Origin of the sequence: Streptomyces phytophilus, assembly GCF_013870535.1 — a bacterium.
GTDB lineage: Bacteria > Actinomycetota > Actinomycetes > Streptomycetales > Streptomycetaceae > Streptomyces > Streptomyces phytophilus.
Window position 1 is genome coordinate 1 of record NZ_JACBXC010000010.1, and the last position, 19,398, is coordinate 19,398.

Below are 19,398 nucleotides of genomic sequence, written 5' to 3' on the forward strand. Positions count from 1 at the left end.
GCGAGGACGGCGGCGATCGCACCGGCGGACACCAACCCGTGGGTGAAGCCGAGGACGACCGCGACGAGGATCAGGCGCGGCGCAGGCGCGGTGGCGATCCACGCGGCGATGTGGCCGCAGATCGCTGTGCTCCCGGTCCAGATGGCCATCCATACGCGCACGTCAGCCGCCGATCATCATGAGGGACGCGGCAGCCAGTTCGACGGGGAGCGCCCACACGGCCGAGGAGCCGGCGAGGGGCCAGACGACGGCGGCGACGAGCCCAAGTCCGGCGCCGCGCACGGGGGTGAGCTTCCAACAGAGCATGAGAATCAGGAGGATCAGCGACACGGCCCCGACGCCGACGTTGCCGAACGGACCGCTCTCGCTGCCGACGCCGAGCCCGGTCAGGCCCTGCTGCGTGAGCCGCTCGGGGTTGGACCAGATGGCGCCCGCGGCGCTGAAGGCGGTGCCTGCGATGAACCCGCAGATGAGTGCGGGGTTTTCCCGCAGGCGGACCCGGCCTTGCCCGCGGACGCCGAGGACCAAGAGGACGGTGAGGGCGAGCGCCAGTCCCCCGGCGCCGAGCGCGCCGAACGCGGCGCCGTCGGCCTGTGCCAGATACACGACGGGTCTCCTAGATCACGGTGCCGGGCGCGTGGAGCGCGAGGGCGAGTGCGGCGGTGGCGAGGGGGATGCGGGCGAGCCACACGGTGGCGGGGCGCAGCGGCGGCGGGATGAACGGCAGGCCGGGCAGCCAGGCGGCGGGCATGCAGGCGATGAGGCAGAGGCCGATGCCGACTGCGGGGGCGCGGGGGCCGGCGGCGGCCAGCAGTTCCCCCACGGCGTCAGCGGCGCCGAAAGCCCAGCCGACCGCGGCGGCAGCGCCGTGGTACAGGAACCAGCGGGCGGAGGCGCGGCGGCGGGGCGCGGTCGGGTCGTCGTACGGGGTGGGCGGCTGGTTGATGGTGATGTGCACGCCTGGGTCGTCGCGGGGTGCCGGCTCGGGGGCGGGGTGTTTGCGTGCGGGGTGGAGCACGGCCCACCACGGGCGCGCCTCAGTGTCCGGAGGCGGGTCCGGATCCGGATGCGGCGCCGGACGCTTCACGGGCCCGGCGTCCGGGTCGTCGGCGTACAGGCGGTCCCACCAGTCCGGCGCCAGCGGCGGCTCATGGTCGGTCATGGCGGTCACCGGGCCAGCTCGATGAGCGCGGCCAGGGCGACGATGGTGATGGTGCCGGCGGCGACGATCCGGGCGGCGGGCAGCAGCCACTGCCGGGCCTCTCCCGGGTAGCAGGCGATGAGGCCGAGCGCGGCCATGGCGGCGATCAGCGGGCAGACCATGAAGCCGAGGATCATCAGGCGCTCCCCCGACGCTCGCGGATGTAGCGGTCCACGGTGTCCGGACGGGCATCCGGCAGGAGTTTCTGCACGTAGCCGCGTACTCGGTCGGGGTCGGTGATCCCGGAGTCGTACGCGGTGCGGACGGCCTCCCGGATGCTCGGGCGGATGGCACGGACGGTGTCCGGATCTCCGTCCGGATCCGCGGAGACATCCGGATGCGGATCCGGATTCGTCTCCGGAGCCGGGAGCGCGGCGGCTTCGGCGGCGAGGAGGCCGCGGGCACGCGCCACCCGGCGCCGTACGGGCAGCAGCCCCAACTCGGCGCCGGCGACGGCCAGCTCTTGCTGCGCCCACTGCCGGGTGCGGTCGTCGAGCGGCGGCGCTTGGTGGGCGAGGACCACGGTCCACGCCCCTTTCGCGAGCGCGGACACGGCGGCGCCGACTAGTCCGACAGCGGGCGAGGCGTCGAGCCAGCCGTGCGCGGCGACGGCGGCCATGGCGATGAGGAGCGCGGCGTGCCCGGCCCATCGCGGGAGGCGCGCGCGGTCGGGGTCGTAGCGGGAGAGCCACTCGACGCCCATGCAGAGGATCCACGCGGCGTCGAACGCGACCGCGGCGGCGTAGGCGGGGCCGGCGGGGACTGTGCGGGCGAGGAGGTCGCCGATGGCGGCTGTGGACCAGACGACGGACACGGCGACGGCGAGTGCGGCGCCGGCGGTGACGGCGGTGAGGACGGCGCGGTCCCAGTCCCGCGGGGGTACGGGTACGTGCACGGTGTACGTCTCGGTGACGTGGTGGGTGATGCCGTCGATGGTGTGGGGGACCTGCCGGGTGCGGGTGTCGGGGCGGGTCTTCATCGCCGGCCTCCTGCGTTCCATGCTGCTGCGGCGAGCGCTCCGGCGATGAGGGCGGGCGCGAGTTGGCCGGTGAGGAGGGCGAGCGCGGCGAGCGCGGCGAAGCCGTAGCGCGCGAGCGGGGTGTTGAGGATGGGGCGCCGGCGGCGGCTCATGGGTTCCTCGTTCCGGGAAGGGCGGGGCGGGAGAGGGGGAGAGGCCGGGCCCGCGGCGGGGGGCCGCGCGGGCCCGGCCGGTCTAAAGGGCTACTCGTCGTCGTCGGGCTTCTCCGGCGGGTACCAGCCGCCGCGGTCCGCGTCGTAGTCGGTGCCGTGGGGGCTGTCCGGGTCGGGCTGTTCGGCGCGGATCGGCAGGCCCTTGGGGAGGCTCATGCGGGCACCTGGCCCGAGCCGTTGCAGGAGCCGCAGGGGCGCCAGGTCTCGCTGGCGACCGTCTGCCCGGCGCGGACCTCGGTGCTGTGCTCCGTCTTGCCCTGCTTGCCGTTGCAGGTGCCGCACGTGCGGGTGCGGGCGGGCACGTCCGCGGGGGTGCCGGTGGGTGGGGGCTGGTCGTTACGCTCCATGCGGACCTGCTCCTTCGTCGCGGTTGTGAGTGGGTCCGCCCCCGGACCGTGGGCGCCAACTCAGCGGTCCGGGGGCTTTGTGCACCAGCAGCGCGGGCTGCCTTCCCGTGAGCGTATGGGATCCCATACACTCGGGGCAAGCGGCCTGCCCGTACGAGATGAGGCCGGGTGTGACCGAGGAGGCTCAGCGGGTGATCGACGCCATGAACGCGGTCGAGGCGATGCCCGATCCCGAGCGGCGCGCGAAGGCGATCAGCGAGGTACTCGCCCACCAGGCGGACCGGGCCAAGGAGTGGCGGAAAACGCGCCGCGCCTTCGTCCTCGATCTCCGCGCGCAGAAGCCGCCCGTGTCGTACCGGAAGATCGCGGCGATGCTCGGGATCTCGCTCGGCACGGTGCAGGACATTGAGCGCGGCTACTCGGGGTCGGGGAAGAACCGGCCGAGGAAGGGCGAGGAGCCGCCGGCCGCCGAGTGACGCTCTTGTTCACGCCGCGTAGCGCCCCTACCGTCGTGGCGTGACGAACCCCCTTGACGCCGCGAACTCTCTGCCCGCCGAAGTGGTCACGCCTGCGACCGTCGAACTCGACAGCGGCGCCCAGGGCGTGCTGCTCGCACTGCGCACTGAGACGGGCACGGTGGTGTACGCGGAGCTGCTGCCGGCTGAGGCTGATGTTCTCTCGGATCGGCTGGGCCGTCTCGCGTACGACGCTAAGCAGGTGAACGATCAGCGTCGCGGGGGCGGGCGCCCGGGGCGATGACGGACGCGGGCATGGCTGCGCCCCGCCGATCTCCCCGGCGGGGCGCTTCGCTGTGCGGGTCAGTCCGTGTGGCCCAGCGTGGAACGGCATTCGCCGTCGTCGTCAAGCGGCAGTTCGCAGGTGCCCCACCGCGCCTGCCGTGTGCAGTGCGCGATGCGGGTGTCGCCGAGCGGGCGCAGCGCGGCGGCCAGTTCGCGAGCGGCCTGCATCGCTTTGCCCCACGCTTCGCCGGAGTAGCCGTCACGCTCTGAGTCGTACGAGCGCAGGTGCGCTTGGCGGGCGTCGGTGAAGGCTTGCTGCTTCTCGCCCACTCCGGGGTACCTGCTGAACGCGAGGGTGGCCCCGTCGAGCTGGGACAGTCCGCCGGTGTTGTGCGGGTGGCGCTCCATGATCTCAAGGGCGTCGGCTAGCTCGGCGGCGGTCCGGTCTTTCAGCATGGGTTGATCCTCTCACTTCGGTGTGATCGTTGCAGGTGGACGGGCGGGCCCGCTCCGGGGGAGGTCGGAGCGGGCCCGCGGGGAAGGGCCGCCGGAGGGGAGGAGACGGCGGCCCGTTGGTCTACTCGGTGTCGTCGTTGCGGCAGTCCCAGCGGCGGTCGTCGAGGCCGACCTCACGCGGCGTCGGCTCTACTGGCTCGGCCGACCGCTTCACGCGCAGGACCCCCGCTTGCAGAAGGTCGCCGCACACCATGACGAACCCGAACGCCGCGCGCGGTGTCCAGACGAACAGCACGCCCGTGGCCCGCTCCTCGACCCGATCCACGCGGTGCGGCTGGATATTCCAGCCGCAGGGCTCGCCGTTCCACGTGCGGGAAGGAAAGTGGATCAGGTCGCCGGGGCGCAGGTCGGCGAAGGCGGCGCGCTCGTAGGTGGGTGTCTCGTACCACTGCCGCAGACTGGTCGCGGTCATGGGTTCCTCCGTGTGGCCTGCCTCGTCAGGGCGGGTTGGCCGGGTCCCGCCGACGCCCCGAAGGGCGTTTCGGCTGCTCAGATGTCGTTGGTGTTCAGCCACCGCTCGGCTTCGCCCATGTTGCCGATCCCCGCGTCGACCATGCGGCCGAGGAACTTGGCGAACTGGTAGGGCGACAGGGACTTCACGGCGAGGCACTTCTCGGGGCTGATCCGTCCGCCGTCGATGTGCTTGTAGTAGGCGGTGACCGCGGTCCACGCGGTCTGGAGTGCGGTCGCGCGCTGCTCGGAGAACATGATCGGGGTGCTCACGGCCTGTTGGACGTCGGTGAGCATGGCGCGCACAAGGTCGCTGCCGTCGCGGTAGCGGCGGGTCCGGGGGCCGATGTGGTGAAGCGTGGTGATCGCCTTGACGAACTCCTGGCCCTTGGTCTGCGTGGCGGTGGTGGTCATCGTCGAGTCCTTCCGGGTCAGGCGGCGAGCAGCAGGCGGGCGGCGGCGGTGTGGTAGCAGCGGCGGGTCTTGAGCCCGGCGGGGCAGGTGCAGGCGGTGGGGGCGGTGCGGTAGGTCTCGGTGCCGTCCGTGGAGACGGTCACGAACACGACGCTGCGGAGGTGCACGATCGCGGCGTCGGCGATCAGTTCGCGGGCGGCGTCGACCTGTGCGGGCTTGTAGTCGGTGAGGTCGGCGGCGGCGTGGCGGATCTTGGCGGCGCAGTGGGCGCCGTAGCCGCGGGCGATGGAGGTGGTGGAGCGAAGCGGCCGACGGCAGCGGAGGCAGTGGGTGTGCTGGGTGGTGGTCGGCTGCTCCATGGTGTCCCCTCCCCTCGTTCTTCCTTGTGGCCACAACTCTAGCGCGCTTTGTGGCCACAAGGCAAGGGGGTTGCGCCACCAATCGTGGCCACAACCCATCCACCCATGTCATAGCGCCCGTGGCCACAAACCGATACCCTGGCGGGATGGCACCCGACACCGACAAGTACGATCCGTGGCGGAAGTTCCGCGGCCCCGCAGACGAGTGGGAGCCGTTCGGCGACGCGACGCGGGCCGTGCACCCTGAGGGGCGCAGCCCGCGCTCCCGGGTGATCCGCGAGTTCATCCGCTGGTACATGCGCCGGCCCGGCGCGAAGCTGCCCGAGCGGCCAGCCGCGGGCGCATGGTCGCGGAGTAGCCTCGCGTGCGGCGCTCCGAACTACGGCGATCGCTGCGAGTTGCCTGCGGGGCACACGGGCCGCCACAAGGACGGCAACATGAACTGGCCCCAGGGCCAGGCGGACCCGAAGAAGGAGACCTGAGCCATGACGTACCGCCCGTACCCGGACGCCGCGCGCGCCTTGCGGCAGCTCGACCGCCACACTCGCCGCGAGTCGCGGCCGCGCGTCAGCGTGCCGCCAATGCGGATCATGACGCCCGAGCAGGCCGCTCGCTCGCTGGAGGCCATGGGCGCCGCCGTGCGGCCCATCAGCGAGGCCATGGAGCGTGCTGCCGCTGCTGCCGCAGGGCGCATGCGGCGCACAAGCCCGCTCGTGTCGCAGGTCAAGTCCATGCGCGCGGCACTCCGCTGACACGACGACGAAGGCTGCGCTGAACGCGCGAGCAGCCACCGGCAAAGAAGGAGATGACCATGCAGTCGGTTGATGTGGAGTTCAACCACAACTTCGACCCCCCTGACCCCGAGATGCGGGATTTCGAGGCCGCCCGCGACTTGGAGGAGGTCCCTCGGAGGGGCGACATGCTCTTGTGGACCGATGAGGTCGTCGTCGGCGGCGTCAAGACGGATCGGTATCGCGAGTACGTGGTTCGGGAGGTCTGTTGGGCGATGCGTCCTGACAGCGTGGGTGCCAGTGTCCGGGTGCGGGCTGATTTCGTCGGCGAAGCCTGATCGGGGCGTGACGTGACCGCTGGTCTTGTGGCGTTCCTCCGCGCCCGGCTCGACGAGGACGAACAGACGGCGCGCGCTGCTACGCCAGGCCCGTGGGAGTGGCGACAGGAACACGGCGAGCCGTGGCAGCCCAAGCCCGGCGGCTGGCTCGACTACTCCGGCGAGTACCTGGAGACCGGCGGCGAGACGCCCACGCTGTTCGGGCCAGGGATGACACCCCACGCTGACGCGGTTCACATCGCCCGTCATAATCCGGCGCGGGTGCTCGCCGAGATCGACGCCAAGCGGCGGATCCTGAACGAGACGTGGGGCGGCCGGGACCACCAGGACTTGTGGGTGCACCACGTGCGGCTGCTCGCCCTGCCGTACGCCGGGCACCCGGAATGGCGCGAGGAGTGGCGGCCGTGACGCAGCACTGGATCCAGATGGATCAGACATGGCTGGACGACCTGGAATCTCGACTGGAGGAGCGACGCCAGACGATCTATCGGGCAGTCCTCCAGTCGCCCGACTATCCGCCGCTCCCCCCGTGCCCGCAGTGCGGTGCGACGCCCGAGGCGATCCTGTCCGGCAGCGACCATCCCGAGGTGTTCACGGCCAACGCTGTCGCCGTCGGCTTCAGGCCGTGCGGCCACACCTTTCGCGTCGACCCGGAGGAGTGACCGGGGGTACTGGCGGCCGACCCCGTAGAGGGCCGTGGGGGGGCGTGTCGTGGTCGGCGCGCCCCCTCCGGCGTGTTCACCTGCGGGCCGCGCACCGTACGCCGGCCACCGTCGCGGCACGGGTCACGGGGCGCGCCTCCCCTGTGTGCACCGGGGGCAGATGCCGATGTTGTGCCCCGGGCCCTTGGTCGGGTCCGGGATGCTCCCCGCCCATTGGTGGCCGCCGTACGGCACGTCGCACAGCATGCACGGCAGCCAGAAGAAGCCGAACGTTGCGGCGTACGCCCGGTGTAGTCGCCGCCAGTGCTGCGGCAGGAGTCGCACCCAGTCTTCGTGCCACGGGCCGGTGGAGCCGGTGTGCAGCGGGAGCGGCGTTCCGAGGCGTCGGCACCATAGGCGTTCGGCGAGCCCGGGGTGCCGCAGGTGAATGGCGATGCGGGTGGTCACGGGGTGCTCCTTGGTGGGCAGATGCAGGGGTAGACCCGGCCGCAGCTCGGGCACGGAGGCACGGGCATGGTCAGCCTGCCTCGGGCGCGTCGGTGTGGGGGGTGGCGCCGGCGTGGTTGTCGGTCCACAGCGTTTGGCCGTGGTCGGTGTCGGGGCCGGTGTGGTTGCCTCCGTGTCCGGCGGTGCGGGTGCAGTGGAGGGTGCCGTTGTCGAGGATGTGGGGGCCGGTGATGGTGGCGTTGCAGGTGGTGTCGGTCATGGGCTTGGTCTCCTTCGGGGGTTCGGTTGCCCGGTAGGTGGGGCAGGGCCACGGTTCGTGGATGGCGACGCCGTTGGGGTACGCCTCGCGGCTAGCGCAGGTGACGCAGCGTTTGATCTGCTCCCGGTTGTCGTCGTAGGGCCGGTGGAGCTGCCGCACTCGCTCGGTCGTCGCCTCCGCCGCTTCCCGCTTCTGCACCTCGGCGGCGAGGTCCGCGCGGAGCCGGCGCTCAGTGTCGGCGTGGAGGGCGGCACGGCGGTCGAGTTCGGCCTGCACGACCGGCAGCACGGCGTCGGCGAGTTCGGCGGCCACGACGGTGGGGTGGGCGCCGGCGGGGGGACCAAGGATGGCGGGGAAGATCACCCGGAACAGCTCAGCGCTCAGCGCATCGGCGGGCGGGGCGGGTGCCGCCTCGCAGCCGTTCGTGTAGGTGTGCTGTTCGGCGCACTCCGGGCCGCAGCCGGCGGGGTTGGCCGACACCTCGGGGTCGTTGATGCCGAGGCGGACGCAGGGGTTCTGCCCGCAGTCGCACGCCTCGCAATCGGCGCAGTACGGGCGGCGTGATCCGGCTCCGCGCCAGTACAGGCGCTCCGTGGTGCCGCAGACGCAGCAGGTCTCGCCGCCGGGCTGGGGGGCGTCGTCCTCGTCGGCGGCGTCGCTGTCCCCGCTGGGCGCGCTCAAGGCGTCGAGGGCACGTGACAGTGCGTCGGTTCCCGGCCCGGTCGGGACCGGGACGTGCAGGTCCGGCCGGTCGCAGCAGGTGTCGAAGCCGCCGTGGGTGGGCGATTCGACCTGTAGCGCGGCCGGGCAGACATACAGGCTTTCGCTGATCTCATGGGGCGCGAGGCTCTGTGCGCCCGTCTGAGCGCCTATCTCCCCCTCCGGACATTGCTGGACACCCGGGAGGGGGTGTTCGGCGCTCTCGCGGCCGTCTGGCCCGGTTCCCGGGGCATCCGGGGGCGGGGAGGCTGCGGCAGTCTGCGGTGACTGCCGCAGAAGCGACCACCGCACACCGTTGGGGTCCTCGTGCTCGGGGTCGGCGTGGCCGTGGAGCAGGACGCACGGGCCGACTCCCCCGAGGGTCTTGGCCTCCGCCTCGGTCTCGGTCTCGGGGCGGGCCCCGCAGTCGCGCCGTTCCGGGAGATCGGTCGCGGCTGCCGGGGCGCGTTCGGTCGCCGCGCGGATCGCAGCGACGACGGCCGGGGTGCGGATCGTCTCGGGCAGACGCTGCTCCCACGCGGTGGCCATCTGGTCCAGACGGCGGACCACGGCCTCGGCGGCGGTAAGCCGCTCGTGCAGGGCGTCGAGTTGAGCATCGGTGATCGTGCTCGCAGTCGGGCGGTCGGTCACGGCGTCGTCTCCGGGGTGTCGGTGTTGGTGGTTGGCGTAGGGCCTACGACGGCGAAGCAGCCGTAGCAGCGCCACGTCTGCCGCTTCCGCCACGGCCAGCGGCGGCGGGCGACGAACAGATGGCGGCAGCCGCAGGACGGGCACACGCGCGGAGGGAGGGGGTGCGGGTTCACAGCGGCTCCCCGGCGGCGAGGCGCAGGAGCACTACGGCGTGGCAGTGGTCGGGCTCGCCCGGCTCCGGCAGCGGGCACCAGCACGCGAGGTCGTGGCCGGCCAGCTCGCGGCGGGCAGCCTCGACCCACGCAGGGCGCTCGGCGAGCCACCGCCGGTACAGCTCCACCACCTGCTCCCGGGTGGCGTCCTCCACCCGGTGCCAGGTGACGGTGCCGTCCCGGTGCTTGAACGGGTGGCTCTGGCCAGACGCCTTGCCGCTGCGGCCCTCCTGCTCCCACTCGGAGCCGTCGAGCGCGGGCATGCGGACCTGGGTGTCGGCGAGCGGGTAGACATTGCCCCATCGGCTGCCACGGCCGACGTACACCGGCTTGCGGCCCTGCGAGTCGAGCGGGGCGCGCCAGCCCTTGGTGCGTCGGCGTTGGATTCGGGTGGGCATCAGCGGGTCTCCTTCGGGGTTCGGGCGCGTGCCATCTCGGCGCGCTCCTTCGCGCACCAGCGGTCGGGGTCGAGGCCCCACTGGTCGGCGTCCCATTCGGTCGCCCGGTCGCGGAGGTCGAGCCAGTAGTCGAGAAGTTCGTCCTGCCGCGACCGGGTGGTGGCCGCAGCCAACTGGCCGCGGACGTTTAGCCACATGAGGTCACGGCCGGGAAGTGCGGGCTGGCCGCGGTCCAGCGCGGCGGCGGGGGTGGTGGTCGAGGTCATTGGGCCCTCCGGTCTTCGAGGCGTGTCACTCGGGCGGTGACGTGCTCGGCTCGGTCGGCAGCGGCGATGAGGGCCATCGCGACCCGGCGCGCGTCGATCGGGGACATGCACCCGAAGTCGTCGCCCGGGTTGGTCGAATCCGGCGTGGACACGTACACGGTGTTCGCGCATTCCGGGTCGTCCACCGTGCGGATCACCCAGGCATGCACGCGGGTCGTGTGCGGGTGCTGCTCGGTGACGGTCCATTCGTGGCCGGGCATCGCGTGATCGGGCGGGTTGATCGCGGTGGGCTTCGGGCGCTCGGCGGTGTTCGCCAGCGACACGAGGCGTTCCAACTCGGCGCGCACCTGGTCGAGGGTGAGGCCCTCTCCGGCGCTCACCGGGTCTCGCCTCCGATCGCCCGCGCCACCGCGAGGGCGGCGGCAGGGGGCACACGGTCCGGACGCAGGCGTCGTGCCGTTCGGAGCCCGGCTCGTTCAGCGAGGCGTCGTCCGGGTCGTAGGAGACGGCCTCCAGGAGATCGGCGAAGGCGCGCCCGGCCGCCGGGTGGAGCACCACCGGGGTGTCATCGGCGGTCCACTCCCGGAGCCGCCGCGCCGCGACGCGCAGCTCCTCCGCGGGCGTCACCGGGTCACCTCCGGGTTCAGAGCGCGCGCCACCGCGAGGGCGTCCACGACGCTGAGGTCAGCCACGCTGAGCGGGTGGGCGCGGACGTCCGACACCTGATCGCAGAAGTCCGCGGACTTCTGCAGCCACGCGGCGAGCGCCAGCGCCACGCCCGGATGCATCGCCGCGATGAAGTCGGCGTTGCGCCAGGCGTTCCGGGCGTCGCCCCACGGCTCGTGGCTCATGGTCGGCAGCCAGGCGAGCAGCTCGGTCGCGTTCAGGTCATCCCGGGCGGTCATGATCGTGGCGGTGTGGCCGCCGAAGTCCAGGTGCGTGTCGTGAGACCTCCACGGCCCGGCGGTCGCCGCCTCGGCGAGGTCCCGGAGCTTCTGTGCCGCGGCGCGCAGTTCGGCCGCCGCGCTCACCGGGACACCCCCGACACATCCGGAACCTCAGCCACCCAGTACTGCGACCACGCGAACCGCCGGCGGCCCACGGCACGACGCATCAGCCGCCACTCCCCGGGCCGGTACTCGTCCCAGCGGGTCTCGCCCTTCACCGCGTAGGCGGCCTCGGACTTCTCGGCGTCGTCCTTCGCGGCGTCGAGGGTGGAGGCGGCGGCGAGCGGCCCACCGCTCATCATGACGACGAACGTGCTCGCGGCGCTCACCGGCCCGCCTCCTCGTCGCTCCGGCGCAGCACATCCGACACCGTGAACCCGTTCACCGTCACCAACGGCGCCTGCTCCTTCGCCAGCCGCAGCGCCGTCTCCAGATCGAACCGGTGCGCCGCCAACCACTCGTCGGTGCGCTCCGACGGGATCGACTCATACGACCACTCGCCATCCACGCTGAGGCACCAGTGGCCGCGCTTCTTCACGGCCCACCGGCCCCGGCCGCGGTACTCCACGGTGACGCCCCACATGTCCCGCTCGGGATGGTCGGCGGGCAGGCAGGACACGGCGTAGTGGGTGGCGAACGCGGTAGCCGGCGGGAGGGTGGGGGCTTCGTCGCGGGCGCGCTGTTCGGAGGCGCGGAGCGCTGCGTGGGTGCGGGCGTCGTCGGCGCTCATCGGGCGCTGCCTTCCCACACCGCGCCACCGTTCGGGCCCTCGCCGGTGTGCAGCCCGTCGTGCCCAGCCTCCAACCCGCAGATCCGGCCGAGAGCGCCATGCTTCACGGGGCACCGGTCCGCCATGGCGCCGTCGGTCCACGTGTCGCCGCCCGCGTTGCGGTGCTCCTCATGCGGGCCGTGAACGATGCAGGGCTCAGGCGCGCCGGGGCCGAACGGCAGAAGGCCGGCAGAGCAGGCGGGCTGCTCCTCGGCGGCCTCGGTCGCGTGCTCCGTGTGCGGGCCGCGCACCGTGCACCGCTTCGGCGGCGCGGCACCCAGCGACAGCGGAGCCTGCGGGCACTCCGGCTCCGCGGCCGTACGGCTGTCGATGTCGGCGCTCCACGCCGCGCAGACCGCAGCCACCTGCACCAGCTCCGTGCGCAGCGCTCCGGGGTCCGACTCCGCGAGCGCTTCGTACACCTTTTCCAGGAGGATGAGATCCCACGCGGTGTGGGTGTGGTCGCCCTCGGGGCAACGGCTGCATCGGCCCACGGTCCGGCTCGGGGTGGCCCGCTCCTCGTTGACCTCCCGGTGAATCTGCGCCTTGTGCTGGAAGAAGTGGCGGGTCACGACGGCGATGTCCCGCGGATCGATGTCCGGGTGGTGCTGGTCGCCGAACTTGACGAGCTGCCGCTGTCGCTCGGCGTCGACTGCTTCGGCGAAGGCGCGGACGCCGGGGGTGGTGAAGACGGTGGGGTGGCTCACTTCAAGATCCTTCCGATTGGTGCACAGTCGTGCGGTCAGTTGCACCCGGCGGCCGTTGCACCGGGCTCAAGCCGCCTGATCAGGCGCGTCGGCGACCGGGGTGAGGTGCCGTCGTGGGGTGAGGGCTTGTTCGAGTTCGGCTCGGTGGGTGGCGGCTTCGATGGGGCTGGTGGTGCGGGGCAGTTCGCCTTGGGGGTGGGTGTCGGGGCGGGGTCCGCCGAACTGTCCGGTGGGGAGTTCTTCGGCGAGGAGCCGCTCGTACGGGGTGGTCATGCGGTCCACAGCCGTACGGGGATGCCTGCGCGGTCGGCGAGGTTGGCGGTGTGGGTGGCGCCGCGGCTGCTGTTGCGGATGAAGGCAAGGCAGAGGTTGGCGCCGAGAGCGACCATGTCGGCGTTCCGGCGGAAGCCGGCGGCCCGGTCGAACTTCCCGCCTGGCCGCCAGTCCGCGGGGTGGGGCTCCTCGGTGACGTTGGCGCCGAGTTCGCCTTCGTGGAGGTTCGTCACCCAGTCGGAGGCGATCCAGTCGGCGCCGGTGGGGCATGCGCCGTGGACGACGATGAACGTGCCGGTGTGCCGGAGCCATGCGGTGGTGAGTGCGTGGCGGATGGGGTCGGCGTCTGCCCAGTCGCGGCTGCCGGTGACGAGGACGCGGTATGGGGTGGTCATGCGGTCACGTCGGCTTCGTCGCGGCGGGCGTCGTGCACGGCGCCGAACACCAGCGGCTCACCCGTGGTGTGGCAGGGCGTGCCGGGCTCCACCTGGCAGGTGGGGCAGCAGGCGACGGACTGCACCCACGCGGTGGTGCGCTGGGGGTGGACGGGGGCGTCGGTGAGGCGTCTGCGTCCGGATTTGGTGGTGCAGGGGGTGTGTGGTGCGGCGCGGCACCAGGGGCATTCGACGGCTCGGGCGGGGTGGTGGCCGGCGCGTACGAGGTGGCGGACGGTGTCGGGCATGGGGGCGTTGGGGCGGCGGGTGGTCATTGGTCGGCTCCTTCGAGTGCGGCGCGGCGTTCGGAGACGGCTCGGCGGCGGGCGATCTCGTTGGGGTCCTCGAGGGCGGCGGGTTCGCCGCGGGCAACGCGGGCGCGGGCGGGGTGGGGCCTGCGTTCGGTGCCGCTGGGGAGGCGGCAGGGGCGGCCGGTGGGCGCGGCGCACTTCGGGCAGGCGATACCGAGCGGGCCGGGGCGCTTGATCGGGGGCGTGTCGGGGTCGTCGCGGTCGGGCACGGTGCGGCCGACGTGCTCGAGCTGCTCGGCGACGTCGGGGTGCGGGCCGCCCTCGAGCGCGGGGGCCGTGGTGGGTGCGGCGGTGGTTCCGGAGGCGGTGGCGTCGAGTTGGCCGCGGAGGCGCTCGAGGTACCGGGGGTCCGCGTCGCCGGGCGGCGGCTCGTACGTGAAGTTCGCGAGGCGCTCGGCGCGGATCTGCGCGCGGAGGGTGCGTACGTCGTGGGGCTGGATCCACAGCCGGTCGCCGGGCTTGGCCGGCGGGGTGCCGTAGTAGCGGGCGACGGCGGCTATGGCGTCGTTGTCGAGGGTGATGTCGGGGAGGGCGTGTGCCCAGGCGCGGGCGGCGATCGCGGAGGGCTGCCGGTTGTCGAAGGCTGCGCAGGCGGCGAGGAGCTGCTTCGCGTCGTCGGGGGTCATGAGGGTTCTCCGGTGTCGAGGGCGAGCCATGCGGCGACGCGGGCGTCGGTGCCGGTGAGGGTCTGGCTGCCGCGGAGGGGGATGACGTCGGCGCCGGTGTGTTTGCGGATGTCGGCCAGTGCGAATTGGAGGGTGCCGGGGGTGACGGGCTTGCTGGTGTCGCCGAGGCGTTCGAGGGCGGCCCACAGTTCGTCGGGGTTGGTGTTGTTGGCGAGGGCGTCGGTGAGGACTCGGTGGATCTGTTTGCGGCTGTAGGTGTTGCCGGTCTTGTAGCGGTCGAGGAAGGCGGCGGTCATGCGGTCGGGTAGCGGTTGGTCGTGGGTCGCTGGTGGGTCGTGTTGCGCGTGCGCCTGCGCGTGGGGGGTGGGGGTAGGGGTGGGGGAAGGGGGAGGGGTAGGGGAATGCGCGCGCGTGTCGCGCGCGTACGTGTGCGCGCGCGTAGGGGGTTCGGGGATGCCCTCGGGAGGGGTTCCGGAGGGGTTCGGGGAACCCTTCTCGAACCCCTCGGGCGGGGTGTGGTTGTCCCTGCGGGGAGGGGTCGCGGGGGGTGTCGGGTCGGGGTCGCCGAACGCGCGGCGGAGCGCGGCGAGGTGCTCGAGGGTCTGCTGCCGCACGGACGGGCCCTTGCGGGTGGCTTCGTCGCTGAGCTGCTCGAGGGGGATGCGGTCGAGTTCGACGAGGAGCGCGGCCCGCAGCCGGGGCGATTCGATCTCCTGGGCGGCGGAGACCATGGCGGCCATGACGTTGGGCTGGCGCCACACGCCGTCGTTGCGGACGAACGTGCGGATGAGGAGTTCCTCGGTGCTGTCGTCGGTGACGATGAAGCGGGCCTGCTGGAGCGCGTCGAGGGTGGTCTCCAGTGCGGCGACGGTGAGGCCGCGGGCTTTGCGTGCCCAGCGGCGGAGGGTCAGCGGGAGCAGTCCGGCGTGGTTGAGGTTGGCCTGCGAGAGCAGGAAGAGGTAGAGCCGCTGCTCGGTGGGGTCGAGGGCGGTGAAGTCCTGGTCTTCCCAGATGCTGGCGAGGATCCTGCCGTGTCCGCGTGCCATGGGCCGTGCTCCTGTTGTTCGGTTCGGGGGTTGGTCAGTGCATGCCTGGTGAACCCCCCTTTCAGGGCGGCCGGGCGGGGACCTGGTTCGCTCCCGATTCTACCGCAGGGTGTATAGGCACCCGCAACACAAGAGCAATACGCAGAAACGTCGCAGGGTGTATTGGCGTTGAACGGTCAGCTACGCTGACCTCATGACGACGAAGGGGACGCCCGGCCGGATGATCCGCGTCGATGACGAGACGTGGGACGCCTTCGGCGAGGTGTGCGACGCCAAGGGCTTGTCGCGCGCCGCGGACCTCCGCGTCTACATCAAGAAGGAGATCGCCGCGCACAAGCGCCGGCAGAAGCGCGACGCGCCCGGTTCCTGACGTCACGCTGCCTCCCGGTCCCGTGGCCAGCCCGGTCCCGGCGTCGGCTCGGGCCGGCCCGCGAGCGCCGACGGGGAGTGGACGGCGCAGCGGTCGCCGATGACGAACCGTCGTACGCCCTCCACCACACGGCAGTGGCGGTGCTCGGCGGCGATCCAGTGGTGGCAGGTAGGCGCGGTCACAGCGCGTCCAGGGTCATGTGCGAGAGGCGCCGTTTCGCGGCTTCGCAGTAGTCCTCGCGGCCTTCGACGCCGACGGCGCGGCGGCCTGCCTGCCTGGCTGCGTCCAGCGTGGCGCCGGAGCCGGCGAAGGGATCCAGCACGAGACCGCCGGGCGGGCAGGCGTAGCGGATCAGCGGGTCGAGGATGCCGATCGGCTTCTCCGTCGGGTGAAGGCTGCGGCTGTGCATGGACCGCACCCGCTGCACCGACCGCGGGATCCGCATGCCGTCGTCTTCCCAGCGATGCACGCCGATCTGCCCCGTGTGGGGCGTGGTCGCGCGGACGGCCGAGCCGGTTCGCTTCGTAGCGTTGCCGCGCTCGCGCTGCACCTCGTGGTGGATGTCGGCCCAGTCGCCGCGGTACCAGTGGGTGGCGATCTCGTGGACCCGCTTGAACCGGTCGGCGGCGAACCCACTCCCGTTGTGCTTCTCCCACACGATGTCCTGCGACAGCTTCCAGTCGCTCGCGACGAACTCGTGTCCGCGGTCGAGGAACATGCGCATCGACCCGAAGCACCACATCGACGAGGCGACATCGCGGGCGTACTCGGGCCAGCCCTTCGGCCACCGGTCCCAGGCGAGGGACGTCTCGCCGTAAGGCGGGTCGGTGCACACGAGGTCGGCCTGCAGGCCGAGCGCGGGCAGCACCTCGCGCATGTCGCCGAGGTAGAGCTGCACGGTGTCGTCTTCGTAGTACGGCTTCACGCTGCGGCCCCCGTATCCTGCGCGGCGGCGCGTGCCTTGTCGGCTTCGTCCTTGAGGCGGTACAGCGCGGCCCGTTCGCGGACGCCGAGGCCGCCGCGGATGCCGGTGCGTTCGCCGGACTTCTGCGGGCGCTCGAATCGTTCGGCGTCCGCGAGGCACACGGCCTTCGCCGGGCAGGCGGCACACCAGGTGACGGCTTTCTTCCCGTCGGGGTGGCCGGGCCCGTCGTGCTCCCACCAGGTGGGGTCGGCGGCGGGGTGGAGGCACAGGGCGCGCGCCCACCAACCGGAGTCGGCGGCGGATCCGGGGGCGGCGGATCCGGGGGCGGTGATGCGGGCGGGCGGGGTGGGTTTCAAGAGGGGCACCTCCTCAGGGCCGGTACTGGCGGATCGTGCTGGTGTGGACCCCGAATTCCTGCGCGAGATCGCGGATGGACTCGCCATCCGCGAGGCGCTGCCGGATCTCGTCGCGCTGCGCGGGGGTGAGCTTCGAGGGCTGGCCTCCGCCGTATCGGCGGGGCTGCATGGCGTCTTGGTTGCGGGCCCAGTCCCGCTGACGGTCCGTCGCGGGGGTCACGGCGCGGTCACCGCCTCGAAGGCGCGGGCGTGGAGGATGCGGATCCCGGCGGCGATCTGCTGCCACACGACGGAGTTCCCGAGCGCCTTGAGCCGGGCGTTGCGGAGCCCTGCGTCGGTCATGCCGGGCGGGCCGGGCACGGCGGTGACCCAGCCGGCGGGGAGGCCCATCATCCATTCGACGAAGACGGGGCTGAGCCGTCCCCGAACGTCAACTGGCCGGGGCGCCGGTCGGCCGAGGGCGGCTTCCCAGCGCCGGACGGCGGGCTCGTACACGCCCCACGCAACGTCGGGTTGCCACGCATGTACGTGGACGATGACCGGTCGCTGTCGGCGGCCGTGGGTGTCGGCAGCAGGTGCGCGACCGCGCTCGGCAACATCAGGTCCCCGGACGATCCGCGCTGCCCCGGGCCGCCCTTCTCCCCGTCCGACGCTCTCGGCGTCGGCAGGAGCCGAGTGGCGTCCGTCAACGTCATCCCGTACCCACTGCTGTACGGCGTCCCGTCCGGACGAAAGTTCGCCGTGTTCGTCGCGTCGGATCTCGTGGGTGTCGGCAGCAGGTGCTCGACCTCGTCCGCCAGCGTGGGCCCGTGCCCCCCGGCCTTCCGCTTGTCCGGGTGCTGGGAGCCGCCGTTGATCGCCAGTTGTGCCGTCGGCGTCTTCAGCAGCGTCACCACGTTCGGCAGCCCGTCCGGGAGCCCCTTGCCCTTCGAGTCCTGGGCACGGGGCGTCGGCAGGCCAGGCGAGGAAGATGACCCGCCTGCGGCGGTGGGGGGCGCCGTCGTCGGAGGCGGCACGCATGTCCCATTCCGCATCGAACCCGAGGCTGGCCAGGTCTCCGAGTACGGCTCCGGCAGCTCGAAGAACCCCTCCTGCGGCGGGACCCTCATCCACAACTGCCGGTCCGGGTCCCATCTCACGACGAGCCGGCGTGGAGAGGAGCCCTTCGACATTTTCGATCACCACGAGTCGGGGACGGAGGATGCTGATCGCGTGGGCCATGTGCGACCACAGCCCGGAGCGGGTACCGGGCGCGAGCCCGGCGCGGGGCCCGGAGGCGGACACGTCGGTGCAGGGGAAGCCGCCGGTGAGGATGTCGGGCCGGCCGTACTCGGCGCGGACCTGGTGCCAGTCGACGGCGGTGAGGTCGCCGAGGTTCGGCACACCGGGGAAGCGGTGCGCGAGGACGTGCGCGGCGTACTGCCAGCGGTCCGGACGGCCGTGCTTGTCCGGCGGCTCGAACTGGCAGTGCCACACGACCTCGCCGCCGTAGACGTCCATGACGGCCAGGTCGAGAGGGCCAATGCCGGTGAACAGGGAGGCGATGCGGGGGGCGGTCATCGGGCGGTCACCGCCTCGCGGTCGGGCCATTCGCAGCCCAGCAGCCCGCCGCGGTGCGTCTCCGGCACGGTGACGAGCGGTTGCCCGGCCCAGTCGAGGCCGGCCGCGCGGAGTACGAAGCTGTCGCACTCGTCGTCGGTCGCGAACACGGCGCCGTACGTGTGCTGCACGGCGGCCATGACGCCGGTCTTGCCGGCGTTGCCGTTGCCGGTGGCGTACTTCGCTCGGCACCGGGGCGGCATGACGGCGGTGGGGATCTCGTGGTCGAGGAGCCCGTCGGTGATGAGCCACCACAGGCCGCCGCGGTCCCACGCGGAGCCGCCGAAGCTCCCGAAGGAGGGGCCTTCGATGACTGCGAGGTCGACGTCTCCGACAGCTTCGAGGGCGCCGCGGGCGATGGTCTGGAGGCGGGCGTGCCGGGTGTGGAGGAGGTCGAGGCGGCGGCCGGTGGTGGGTATGCGGGTGGTGCCGCCGAGGGTGGCGACGGCTGTGCCGGTGAGGCTGACGTCGATGCCGGCGACTCTCAGGGGCCGGGGGCCCGGCGCAGTGGTCTGCGCCGGGTTCGGCGTGGCGGCGGGGGCGGTCACAAGGCAACTCCGAACAAACCGTCCTGGCGGTCGACGGCGTCGAGCCAGCCGAGGAGCTTGGGTAGGTTGCGGTCAGGGCCGAACGCGAGATACGTGCCGTCGGCCGTCGCGCAGCCGATCCAGCGGGCGTACGCGAGTCGGCGGTGTGAGTTGACGCGGCCCATGTGCACGGCCTTGCCCCGGCCCAGTGCTTCGAGCGCGAGACGGCGCGCGGCCGGGCCGGTCTTCCACTCCGGGCTGCCGGGGCCGTCAACCGGGCCGCCGCCGAGGAACAGGACGTCGAGGTCGTCCCACGGCACGCCGAGCGTGTCGCAGCCGTTCTGTGCGGCGAACGCCGCGGGCACGCCGAGGGTGCGTATCCGCGTGAGCCACGGCGGGGATTTCGCGAGGGTGCCCGCGGCGTCGAACGGCACGTCCGGCGCGACGGCGAACAGGAACCGGCCCGGCCTGTAGCGGTCCACCGTGGCGGCGAGCCACGCGAACCACTGGTCGTCGCCCGGGTAGCCGTCGCCGAAGCAGCCGTTGTCCGCGCCGATCAGCGCCCCGTCGGGCACCCGGTTGCCCTGCGCGGGCGTCGTCATGCAGCCGAGGCGTCCGGCTTCCATC

General features: G+C 72.6%; 40 protein-coding genes and 1 other RNA gene. 8 read left to right on the forward strand and 33 right to left on the reverse strand.

Annotated elements, in window-relative coordinates; all coding sequences use genetic code 11:
- Positions 1–162: 162 nt before the first annotated feature.
- From H5J30_RS01675 to H5J30_RS01700, 7 genes are all read right to left on the reverse strand, one after another.
- Positions 163–606 carry a hypothetical protein gene (locus H5J30_RS01675; protein WP_181785343.1) on the reverse strand — a complete coding sequence of 148 codons (444 nt, stop codon included), beginning with the start codon at positions 604–606 and terminating at the stop codon, positions 163–165.
- A gap of 10 nt (positions 607–616) precedes the next feature.
- Positions 617–1,162 (reverse strand): hypothetical protein, encoded by a 546-nt coding sequence (locus H5J30_RS01680; protein ID WP_181785344.1) that lies wholly within the window; start codon positions 1,160–1,162, stop codon positions 617–619.
- 5 nt (positions 1,163–1,167) lie between these two features.
- Positions 1,168–1,338 (reverse strand): hypothetical protein, encoded by a 171-nt coding sequence (locus H5J30_RS01685; protein ID WP_181785345.1) that lies wholly within the window; start codon positions 1,336–1,338, stop codon positions 1,168–1,170.
- Positions 1,338–2,180 (reverse strand): protein transporter Sec31, encoded by an 843-nt coding sequence (locus H5J30_RS01690; protein ID WP_181785346.1) that lies wholly within the window; start codon positions 2,178–2,180, stop codon positions 1,338–1,340. The genes H5J30_RS01685 and H5J30_RS01690 overlap by 1 nt, the downstream gene beginning before the upstream one ends.
- On the reverse strand, positions 2,177–2,332 hold the full coding sequence (locus tag H5J30_RS01695) for a hypothetical protein (RefSeq protein WP_181785347.1): 156 nt from the start codon (positions 2,330–2,332) through the stop codon (positions 2,177–2,179). The genes H5J30_RS01690 and H5J30_RS01695 overlap by 4 nt, the downstream gene beginning before the upstream one ends.
- 90 nt (positions 2,333–2,422) lie before the next feature.
- Positions 2,423–2,548, reverse strand: coding sequence for a hypothetical protein (locus H5J30_RS36260; RefSeq protein WP_258563014.1), 126 nt, complete (start codon positions 2,546–2,548; stop codon positions 2,423–2,425).
- Positions 2,545–2,739, reverse strand: a complete 195-nt coding sequence (locus H5J30_RS01700) for a hypothetical protein (protein ID WP_181785348.1) — start codon at positions 2,737–2,739, stop codon at positions 2,545–2,547. Before H5J30_RS01700 ends, H5J30_RS36260 begins: the two co-directional genes overlap by 4 nt.
- Positions 2,740–2,909: 170 nt before the next feature.
- On the opposite strand from H5J30_RS01700, the gene H5J30_RS01705 reads away from it, so the two are divergent.
- On the forward strand, positions 2,910–3,215 hold the full coding sequence (locus tag H5J30_RS01705) for a helix-turn-helix domain-containing protein (RefSeq protein WP_309505393.1): 306 nt from the start codon (positions 2,910–2,912) through the stop codon (positions 3,213–3,215).
- Positions 3,216–3,255: 40 nt separating this feature from the next.
- Positions 3,256–3,498, forward strand: a complete 243-nt coding sequence (locus H5J30_RS01710; RefSeq protein ID WP_181785350.1) for a hypothetical protein — start codon at positions 3,256–3,258, stop codon at positions 3,496–3,498.
- Positions 3,499–3,557: 59 nt separating this feature from the next.
- Here H5J30_RS01710 and H5J30_RS01715 read toward each other — a convergent pair whose 3' ends face one another.
- The 5 genes from H5J30_RS01715 to H5J30_RS01735 form a co-directional block, all read right to left on the reverse strand.
- Positions 3,558–3,935, reverse strand: a complete 378-nt coding sequence (locus tag H5J30_RS01715; RefSeq protein WP_181785351.1) for a hypothetical protein — start codon at positions 3,933–3,935, stop codon at positions 3,558–3,560.
- Between the two features lie 121 nt (positions 3,936–4,056).
- On the reverse strand, positions 4,057–4,407 hold the full coding sequence (locus H5J30_RS01720) for a hypothetical protein (protein ID WP_181785352.1): 351 nt from the start codon (positions 4,405–4,407) through the stop codon (positions 4,057–4,059).
- Between the two features lie 11 nt (positions 4,408–4,418).
- Positions 4,419–4,482, reverse strand: an RNA gene (locus H5J30_RS01725) — hammerhead ribozyme type II.
- A 2-nt stretch (positions 4,483–4,484) separates the two neighbouring features.
- Complete coding sequence (locus H5J30_RS01730) at positions 4,485–4,859, reverse strand: hypothetical protein (protein WP_181785353.1); 375 nt, start codon at positions 4,857–4,859, stop codon at positions 4,485–4,487.
- A 17-nt stretch (positions 4,860–4,876) separates the two neighbouring features.
- Positions 4,877–5,218, reverse strand: coding sequence for a DUF6011 domain-containing protein (locus H5J30_RS01735; RefSeq protein WP_181785354.1), 342 nt, complete (start codon positions 5,216–5,218; stop codon positions 4,877–4,879).
- A gap of 146 nt (positions 5,219–5,364) precedes the next feature.
- On the opposite strand from H5J30_RS01735, the gene H5J30_RS36265 reads away from it, so the two are divergent.
- Genes H5J30_RS36265 through H5J30_RS01760 form a run of 5 tightly spaced genes read left to right on the forward strand, consistent with a single transcriptional unit; the run spans position 5,365 to position 6,949 of the window.
- A complete protein-coding gene (locus tag H5J30_RS36265) occupies positions 5,365–5,700 on the forward strand; it encodes a hypothetical protein (RefSeq protein WP_258563015.1) in 336 nt (111 codons plus the stop codon).
- A 3-nt stretch (positions 5,701–5,703) separates the two neighbouring features.
- Positions 5,704–5,970 (forward strand): hypothetical protein, encoded by a 267-nt coding sequence (locus tag H5J30_RS01745; protein ID WP_181785355.1) that lies wholly within the window; start codon positions 5,704–5,706, stop codon positions 5,968–5,970.
- 59 nt (positions 5,971–6,029) lie between these two features.
- Positions 6,030–6,287 carry a hypothetical protein gene (locus tag H5J30_RS01750; RefSeq protein WP_181785356.1) on the forward strand — a complete coding sequence of 86 codons (258 nt, stop codon included), beginning with the start codon at positions 6,030–6,032 and terminating at the stop codon, positions 6,285–6,287.
- A 12-nt stretch (positions 6,288–6,299) separates the two neighbouring features.
- The gene (locus tag H5J30_RS01755; protein ID WP_181785357.1) at positions 6,300–6,695 is read left to right on the forward strand and encodes a DUF6221 family protein; all 396 of its coding nucleotides are present in this window, start codon (positions 6,300–6,302) and stop codon (positions 6,693–6,695) included.
- Positions 6,692–6,949, forward strand: a complete 258-nt coding sequence (locus tag H5J30_RS01760; protein WP_181785358.1) for a hypothetical protein — start codon at positions 6,692–6,694, stop codon at positions 6,947–6,949. Before H5J30_RS01755 ends, H5J30_RS01760 begins: the two co-directional genes overlap by 4 nt.
- A 123-nt stretch (positions 6,950–7,072) precedes the next feature.
- Here H5J30_RS01760 and H5J30_RS01765 read toward each other — a convergent pair whose 3' ends face one another.
- The 14 genes from H5J30_RS01765 to H5J30_RS01830 form a co-directional block, all read right to left on the reverse strand.
- Positions 7,073–7,396 (reverse strand): hypothetical protein, encoded by a 324-nt coding sequence (locus H5J30_RS01765; protein ID WP_181785359.1) that lies wholly within the window; start codon positions 7,394–7,396, stop codon positions 7,073–7,075.
- A 70-nt stretch (positions 7,397–7,466) separates the two neighbouring features.
- Positions 7,467–9,005, reverse strand: a complete 1,539-nt coding sequence (locus tag H5J30_RS01770; protein ID WP_181785360.1) for a hypothetical protein — start codon at positions 9,003–9,005, stop codon at positions 7,467–7,469.
- A 169-nt stretch (positions 9,006–9,174) separates the two neighbouring features.
- Entirely contained in the window at positions 9,175–9,615 is a 441-nt protein-coding gene (locus H5J30_RS01775; protein WP_181785361.1) for a DUF4326 domain-containing protein, read from the reverse strand.
- Positions 9,615–9,881 carry a hypothetical protein gene (locus H5J30_RS01780; protein ID WP_258563016.1) on the reverse strand — a complete coding sequence of 89 codons (267 nt, stop codon included), beginning with the start codon at positions 9,879–9,881 and terminating at the stop codon, positions 9,615–9,617. Before H5J30_RS01780 ends, H5J30_RS01775 begins: the two co-directional genes overlap by 1 nt.
- On the reverse strand, positions 9,878–10,228 hold the full coding sequence (locus H5J30_RS01785; RefSeq protein WP_181785362.1) for a hypothetical protein: 351 nt from the start codon (positions 10,226–10,228) through the stop codon (positions 9,878–9,880). Before H5J30_RS01785 ends, H5J30_RS01780 begins: the two co-directional genes overlap by 4 nt.
- Before the next feature lie 276 nt (positions 10,229–10,504).
- Positions 10,505–10,912, reverse strand: a complete 408-nt coding sequence (locus tag H5J30_RS01790; RefSeq protein ID WP_181785363.1) for a hypothetical protein — start codon at positions 10,910–10,912, stop codon at positions 10,505–10,507.
- Positions 10,909–11,157, reverse strand: a complete 249-nt coding sequence (locus tag H5J30_RS01795; RefSeq protein ID WP_181785364.1) for a hypothetical protein — start codon at positions 11,155–11,157, stop codon at positions 10,909–10,911. The genes H5J30_RS01790 and H5J30_RS01795 overlap by 4 nt, the downstream gene beginning before the upstream one ends.
- Complete coding sequence (locus H5J30_RS01800; RefSeq protein WP_181785365.1) at positions 11,154–11,558, reverse strand: hypothetical protein; 405 nt, start codon at positions 11,556–11,558, stop codon at positions 11,154–11,156. The genes H5J30_RS01795 and H5J30_RS01800 overlap by 4 nt, the downstream gene beginning before the upstream one ends.
- Positions 11,555–12,304 carry a hypothetical protein gene (locus H5J30_RS01805; RefSeq protein WP_181785366.1) on the reverse strand — a complete coding sequence of 250 codons (750 nt, stop codon included), beginning with the start codon at positions 12,302–12,304 and terminating at the stop codon, positions 11,555–11,557. The genes H5J30_RS01800 and H5J30_RS01805 overlap by 4 nt, the downstream gene beginning before the upstream one ends.
- A gap of 66 nt (positions 12,305–12,370) precedes the next feature.
- On the reverse strand, positions 12,371–12,577 hold the full coding sequence (locus H5J30_RS01810) for a hypothetical protein (RefSeq protein ID WP_181785367.1): 207 nt from the start codon (positions 12,575–12,577) through the stop codon (positions 12,371–12,373).
- The gene (locus H5J30_RS01815; protein ID WP_181785368.1) at positions 12,574–12,972 is read right to left on the reverse strand and encodes an SLOG family protein; all 399 of its coding nucleotides are present in this window, start codon (positions 12,970–12,972) and stop codon (positions 12,574–12,576) included. Before H5J30_RS01815 ends, H5J30_RS01810 begins: the two co-directional genes overlap by 4 nt.
- The gene (locus tag H5J30_RS01820; protein ID WP_181785369.1) at positions 12,969–13,286 is read right to left on the reverse strand and encodes a zinc finger domain-containing protein; all 318 of its coding nucleotides are present in this window, start codon (positions 13,284–13,286) and stop codon (positions 12,969–12,971) included. The genes H5J30_RS01815 and H5J30_RS01820 overlap by 4 nt, the downstream gene beginning before the upstream one ends.
- A complete protein-coding gene (locus tag H5J30_RS01825; protein ID WP_181785370.1) occupies positions 13,283–13,948 on the reverse strand; it encodes a zinc finger domain-containing protein in 666 nt (221 codons plus the stop codon). The genes H5J30_RS01820 and H5J30_RS01825 overlap by 4 nt, the downstream gene beginning before the upstream one ends.
- Positions 13,945–14,994: a hypothetical protein gene (locus H5J30_RS01830; RefSeq protein ID WP_181785371.1), complete on the reverse strand. Its 1,050-nt coding sequence runs from the start codon at positions 14,992–14,994 to the stop codon at positions 13,945–13,947. The genes H5J30_RS01825 and H5J30_RS01830 overlap by 4 nt, the downstream gene beginning before the upstream one ends.
- Positions 14,995–15,187: 193 nt before the next feature.
- On the opposite strand from H5J30_RS01830, the gene H5J30_RS01835 reads away from it, so the two are divergent.
- Positions 15,188–15,364 (forward strand): hypothetical protein, encoded by a 177-nt coding sequence (locus H5J30_RS01835; RefSeq protein ID WP_181785372.1) that lies wholly within the window; start codon positions 15,188–15,190, stop codon positions 15,362–15,364.
- 2 nt (positions 15,365–15,366) lie between these two features.
- Here H5J30_RS01835 and H5J30_RS01840 read toward each other — a convergent pair whose 3' ends face one another.
- The 7 genes from H5J30_RS01840 to H5J30_RS01870 are packed head-to-tail and all read right to left on the reverse strand — an operon-like array spanning position 15,367 to position 19,397.
- Positions 15,367–15,546 (reverse strand): hypothetical protein, encoded by a 180-nt coding sequence (locus H5J30_RS01840; protein WP_181785373.1) that lies wholly within the window; start codon positions 15,544–15,546, stop codon positions 15,367–15,369.
- Entirely contained in the window at positions 15,543–16,289 is a 747-nt protein-coding gene (locus H5J30_RS01845) for a DNA-methyltransferase (RefSeq protein ID WP_220188433.1), read from the reverse strand. Before H5J30_RS01845 ends, H5J30_RS01840 begins: the two co-directional genes overlap by 4 nt.
- Complete coding sequence (locus tag H5J30_RS01850) at positions 16,286–16,645, reverse strand: WhiB family transcriptional regulator (protein WP_181785374.1); 360 nt, start codon at positions 16,643–16,645, stop codon at positions 16,286–16,288. Before H5J30_RS01850 ends, H5J30_RS01845 begins: the two co-directional genes overlap by 4 nt.
- Before the next feature lie 13 nt (positions 16,646–16,658).
- A complete protein-coding gene (locus tag H5J30_RS01855; RefSeq protein ID WP_181785375.1) occupies positions 16,659–16,814 on the reverse strand; it encodes a helix-turn-helix domain-containing protein in 156 nt (51 codons plus the stop codon).
- 47 nt (positions 16,815–16,861) lie between these two features.
- Positions 16,862–18,205 carry a DNA cytosine methyltransferase gene (locus tag H5J30_RS01860; protein WP_220188434.1) on the reverse strand — a complete coding sequence of 448 codons (1,344 nt, stop codon included), beginning with the start codon at positions 18,203–18,205 and terminating at the stop codon, positions 16,862–16,864.
- A complete protein-coding gene (locus H5J30_RS01865; protein WP_181785376.1) occupies positions 18,202–18,792 on the reverse strand; it encodes a hypothetical protein in 591 nt (196 codons plus the stop codon). The genes H5J30_RS01860 and H5J30_RS01865 overlap by 4 nt, the downstream gene beginning before the upstream one ends.
- Positions 18,789–19,397 (reverse strand): hypothetical protein, encoded by a 609-nt coding sequence (locus H5J30_RS01870; protein WP_220188435.1) that lies wholly within the window; start codon positions 19,395–19,397, stop codon positions 18,789–18,791. The genes H5J30_RS01865 and H5J30_RS01870 overlap by 4 nt, the downstream gene beginning before the upstream one ends.
- Position 19,398: the final 1 nt, after the last annotated feature.

Bases quoted from the DNA above. Each gene is read 5' to 3' on its own strand.
- H5J30_RS01775 (WP_181785361.1), bottom strand. From the start codon at position 9,615: ATGCCCACCCGAATCCAACGCCGACGCACCAAGGGCTGGCGCGCCCCG.
- H5J30_RS01825 (WP_181785370.1), bottom strand. From the start codon at position 13,948: ATGACCCCCGACGACGCGAAGCAGCTCCTCGCCGCCTGCGCAGCCTTC.
- H5J30_RS01750 (WP_181785356.1), top strand. From the start codon at position 6,030: ATGCAGTCGGTTGATGTGGAGTTCAACCACAACTTCGACCCCCCTGAC.
- H5J30_RS01780 (WP_258563016.1), bottom strand. From the start codon at position 9,881: ATGACCTCGACCACCACCCCCGCCGCCGCGCTGGACCGCGGCCAGCCC.
- H5J30_RS01700 (WP_181785348.1), bottom strand. From the start codon at position 2,739: ATGGAGCGTAACGACCAGCCCCCACCCACCGGCACCCCCGCGGACGTG.
- H5J30_RS01730 (WP_181785353.1), bottom strand. From the start codon at position 4,859: ATGACCACCACCGCCACGCAGACCAAGGGCCAGGAGTTCGTCAAGGCG.
- H5J30_RS36265 (WP_258563015.1), top strand. From the start codon at position 5,365: ATGGCACCCGACACCGACAAGTACGATCCGTGGCGGAAGTTCCGCGGC.
- H5J30_RS01735 (WP_181785354.1), bottom strand. From the start codon at position 5,218: ATGGAGCAGCCGACCACCACCCAGCACACCCACTGCCTCCGCTGCCGT.
- H5J30_RS01835 (WP_181785372.1), top strand. From the start codon at position 15,188: ATGACGACGAAGGGGACGCCCGGCCGGATGATCCGCGTCGATGACGAG.
- H5J30_RS01720 (WP_181785352.1), bottom strand. From the start codon at position 4,407: ATGACCGCGACCAGTCTGCGGCAGTGGTACGAGACACCCACCTACGAG.
- H5J30_RS01830 (WP_181785371.1), bottom strand. From the start codon at position 14,994: ATGGCACGCGGACACGGCAGGATCCTCGCCAGCATCTGGGAAGACCAG.
- H5J30_RS01860 (WP_220188434.1), bottom strand. From the start codon at position 18,205: ATGACCGCCCCCCGCATCGCCTCCCTGTTCACCGGCATTGGCCCTCTC.
- H5J30_RS36260 (WP_258563014.1), bottom strand. From the start codon at position 2,548: ATGAGCCTCCCCAAGGGCCTGCCGATCCGCGCCGAACAGCCCGACCCG.
- H5J30_RS01685 (WP_181785345.1), bottom strand. From the start codon at position 1,338: ATGATCCTCGGCTTCATGGTCTGCCCGCTGATCGCCGCCATGGCCGCG.
- H5J30_RS01715 (WP_181785351.1), bottom strand. From the start codon at position 3,935: ATGCTGAAAGACCGGACCGCCGCCGAGCTAGCCGACGCCCTTGAGATC.
- H5J30_RS01800 (WP_181785365.1), bottom strand. From the start codon at position 11,558: ATGAGCGCCGACGACGCCCGCACCCACGCAGCGCTCCGCGCCTCCGAA.
- H5J30_RS01810 (WP_181785367.1), bottom strand. From the start codon at position 12,577: ATGACCACCCCGTACGAGCGGCTCCTCGCCGAAGAACTCCCCACCGGA.
- H5J30_RS01695 (WP_181785347.1), bottom strand. From the start codon at position 2,332: ATGAGCCGCCGCCGGCGCCCCATCCTCAACACCCCGCTCGCGCGCTAC.
- H5J30_RS01820 (WP_181785369.1), bottom strand. From the start codon at position 13,286: ATGACCACCCGCCGCCCCAACGCCCCCATGCCCGACACCGTCCGCCAC.
- H5J30_RS01870 (WP_220188435.1), bottom strand. From the start codon at position 19,397: ATGGAAGCCGGACGCCTCGGCTGCATGACGACGCCCGCGCAGGGCAAC.
- H5J30_RS01815 (WP_181785368.1), bottom strand. From the start codon at position 12,972: ATGACCACCCCATACCGCGTCCTCGTCACCGGCAGCCGCGACTGGGCA.
- H5J30_RS01745 (WP_181785355.1), top strand. From the start codon at position 5,704: ATGACGTACCGCCCGTACCCGGACGCCGCGCGCGCCTTGCGGCAGCTC.
- H5J30_RS01680 (WP_181785344.1), bottom strand. From the start codon at position 1,162: ATGACCGACCATGAGCCGCCGCTGGCGCCGGACTGGTGGGACCGCCTG.
- H5J30_RS01690 (WP_181785346.1), bottom strand. From the start codon at position 2,180: ATGAAGACCCGCCCCGACACCCGCACCCGGCAGGTCCCCCACACCATC.
- H5J30_RS01855 (WP_181785375.1), bottom strand. From the start codon at position 16,814: ATGCAGCCCCGCCGATACGGCGGAGGCCAGCCCTCGAAGCTCACCCCC.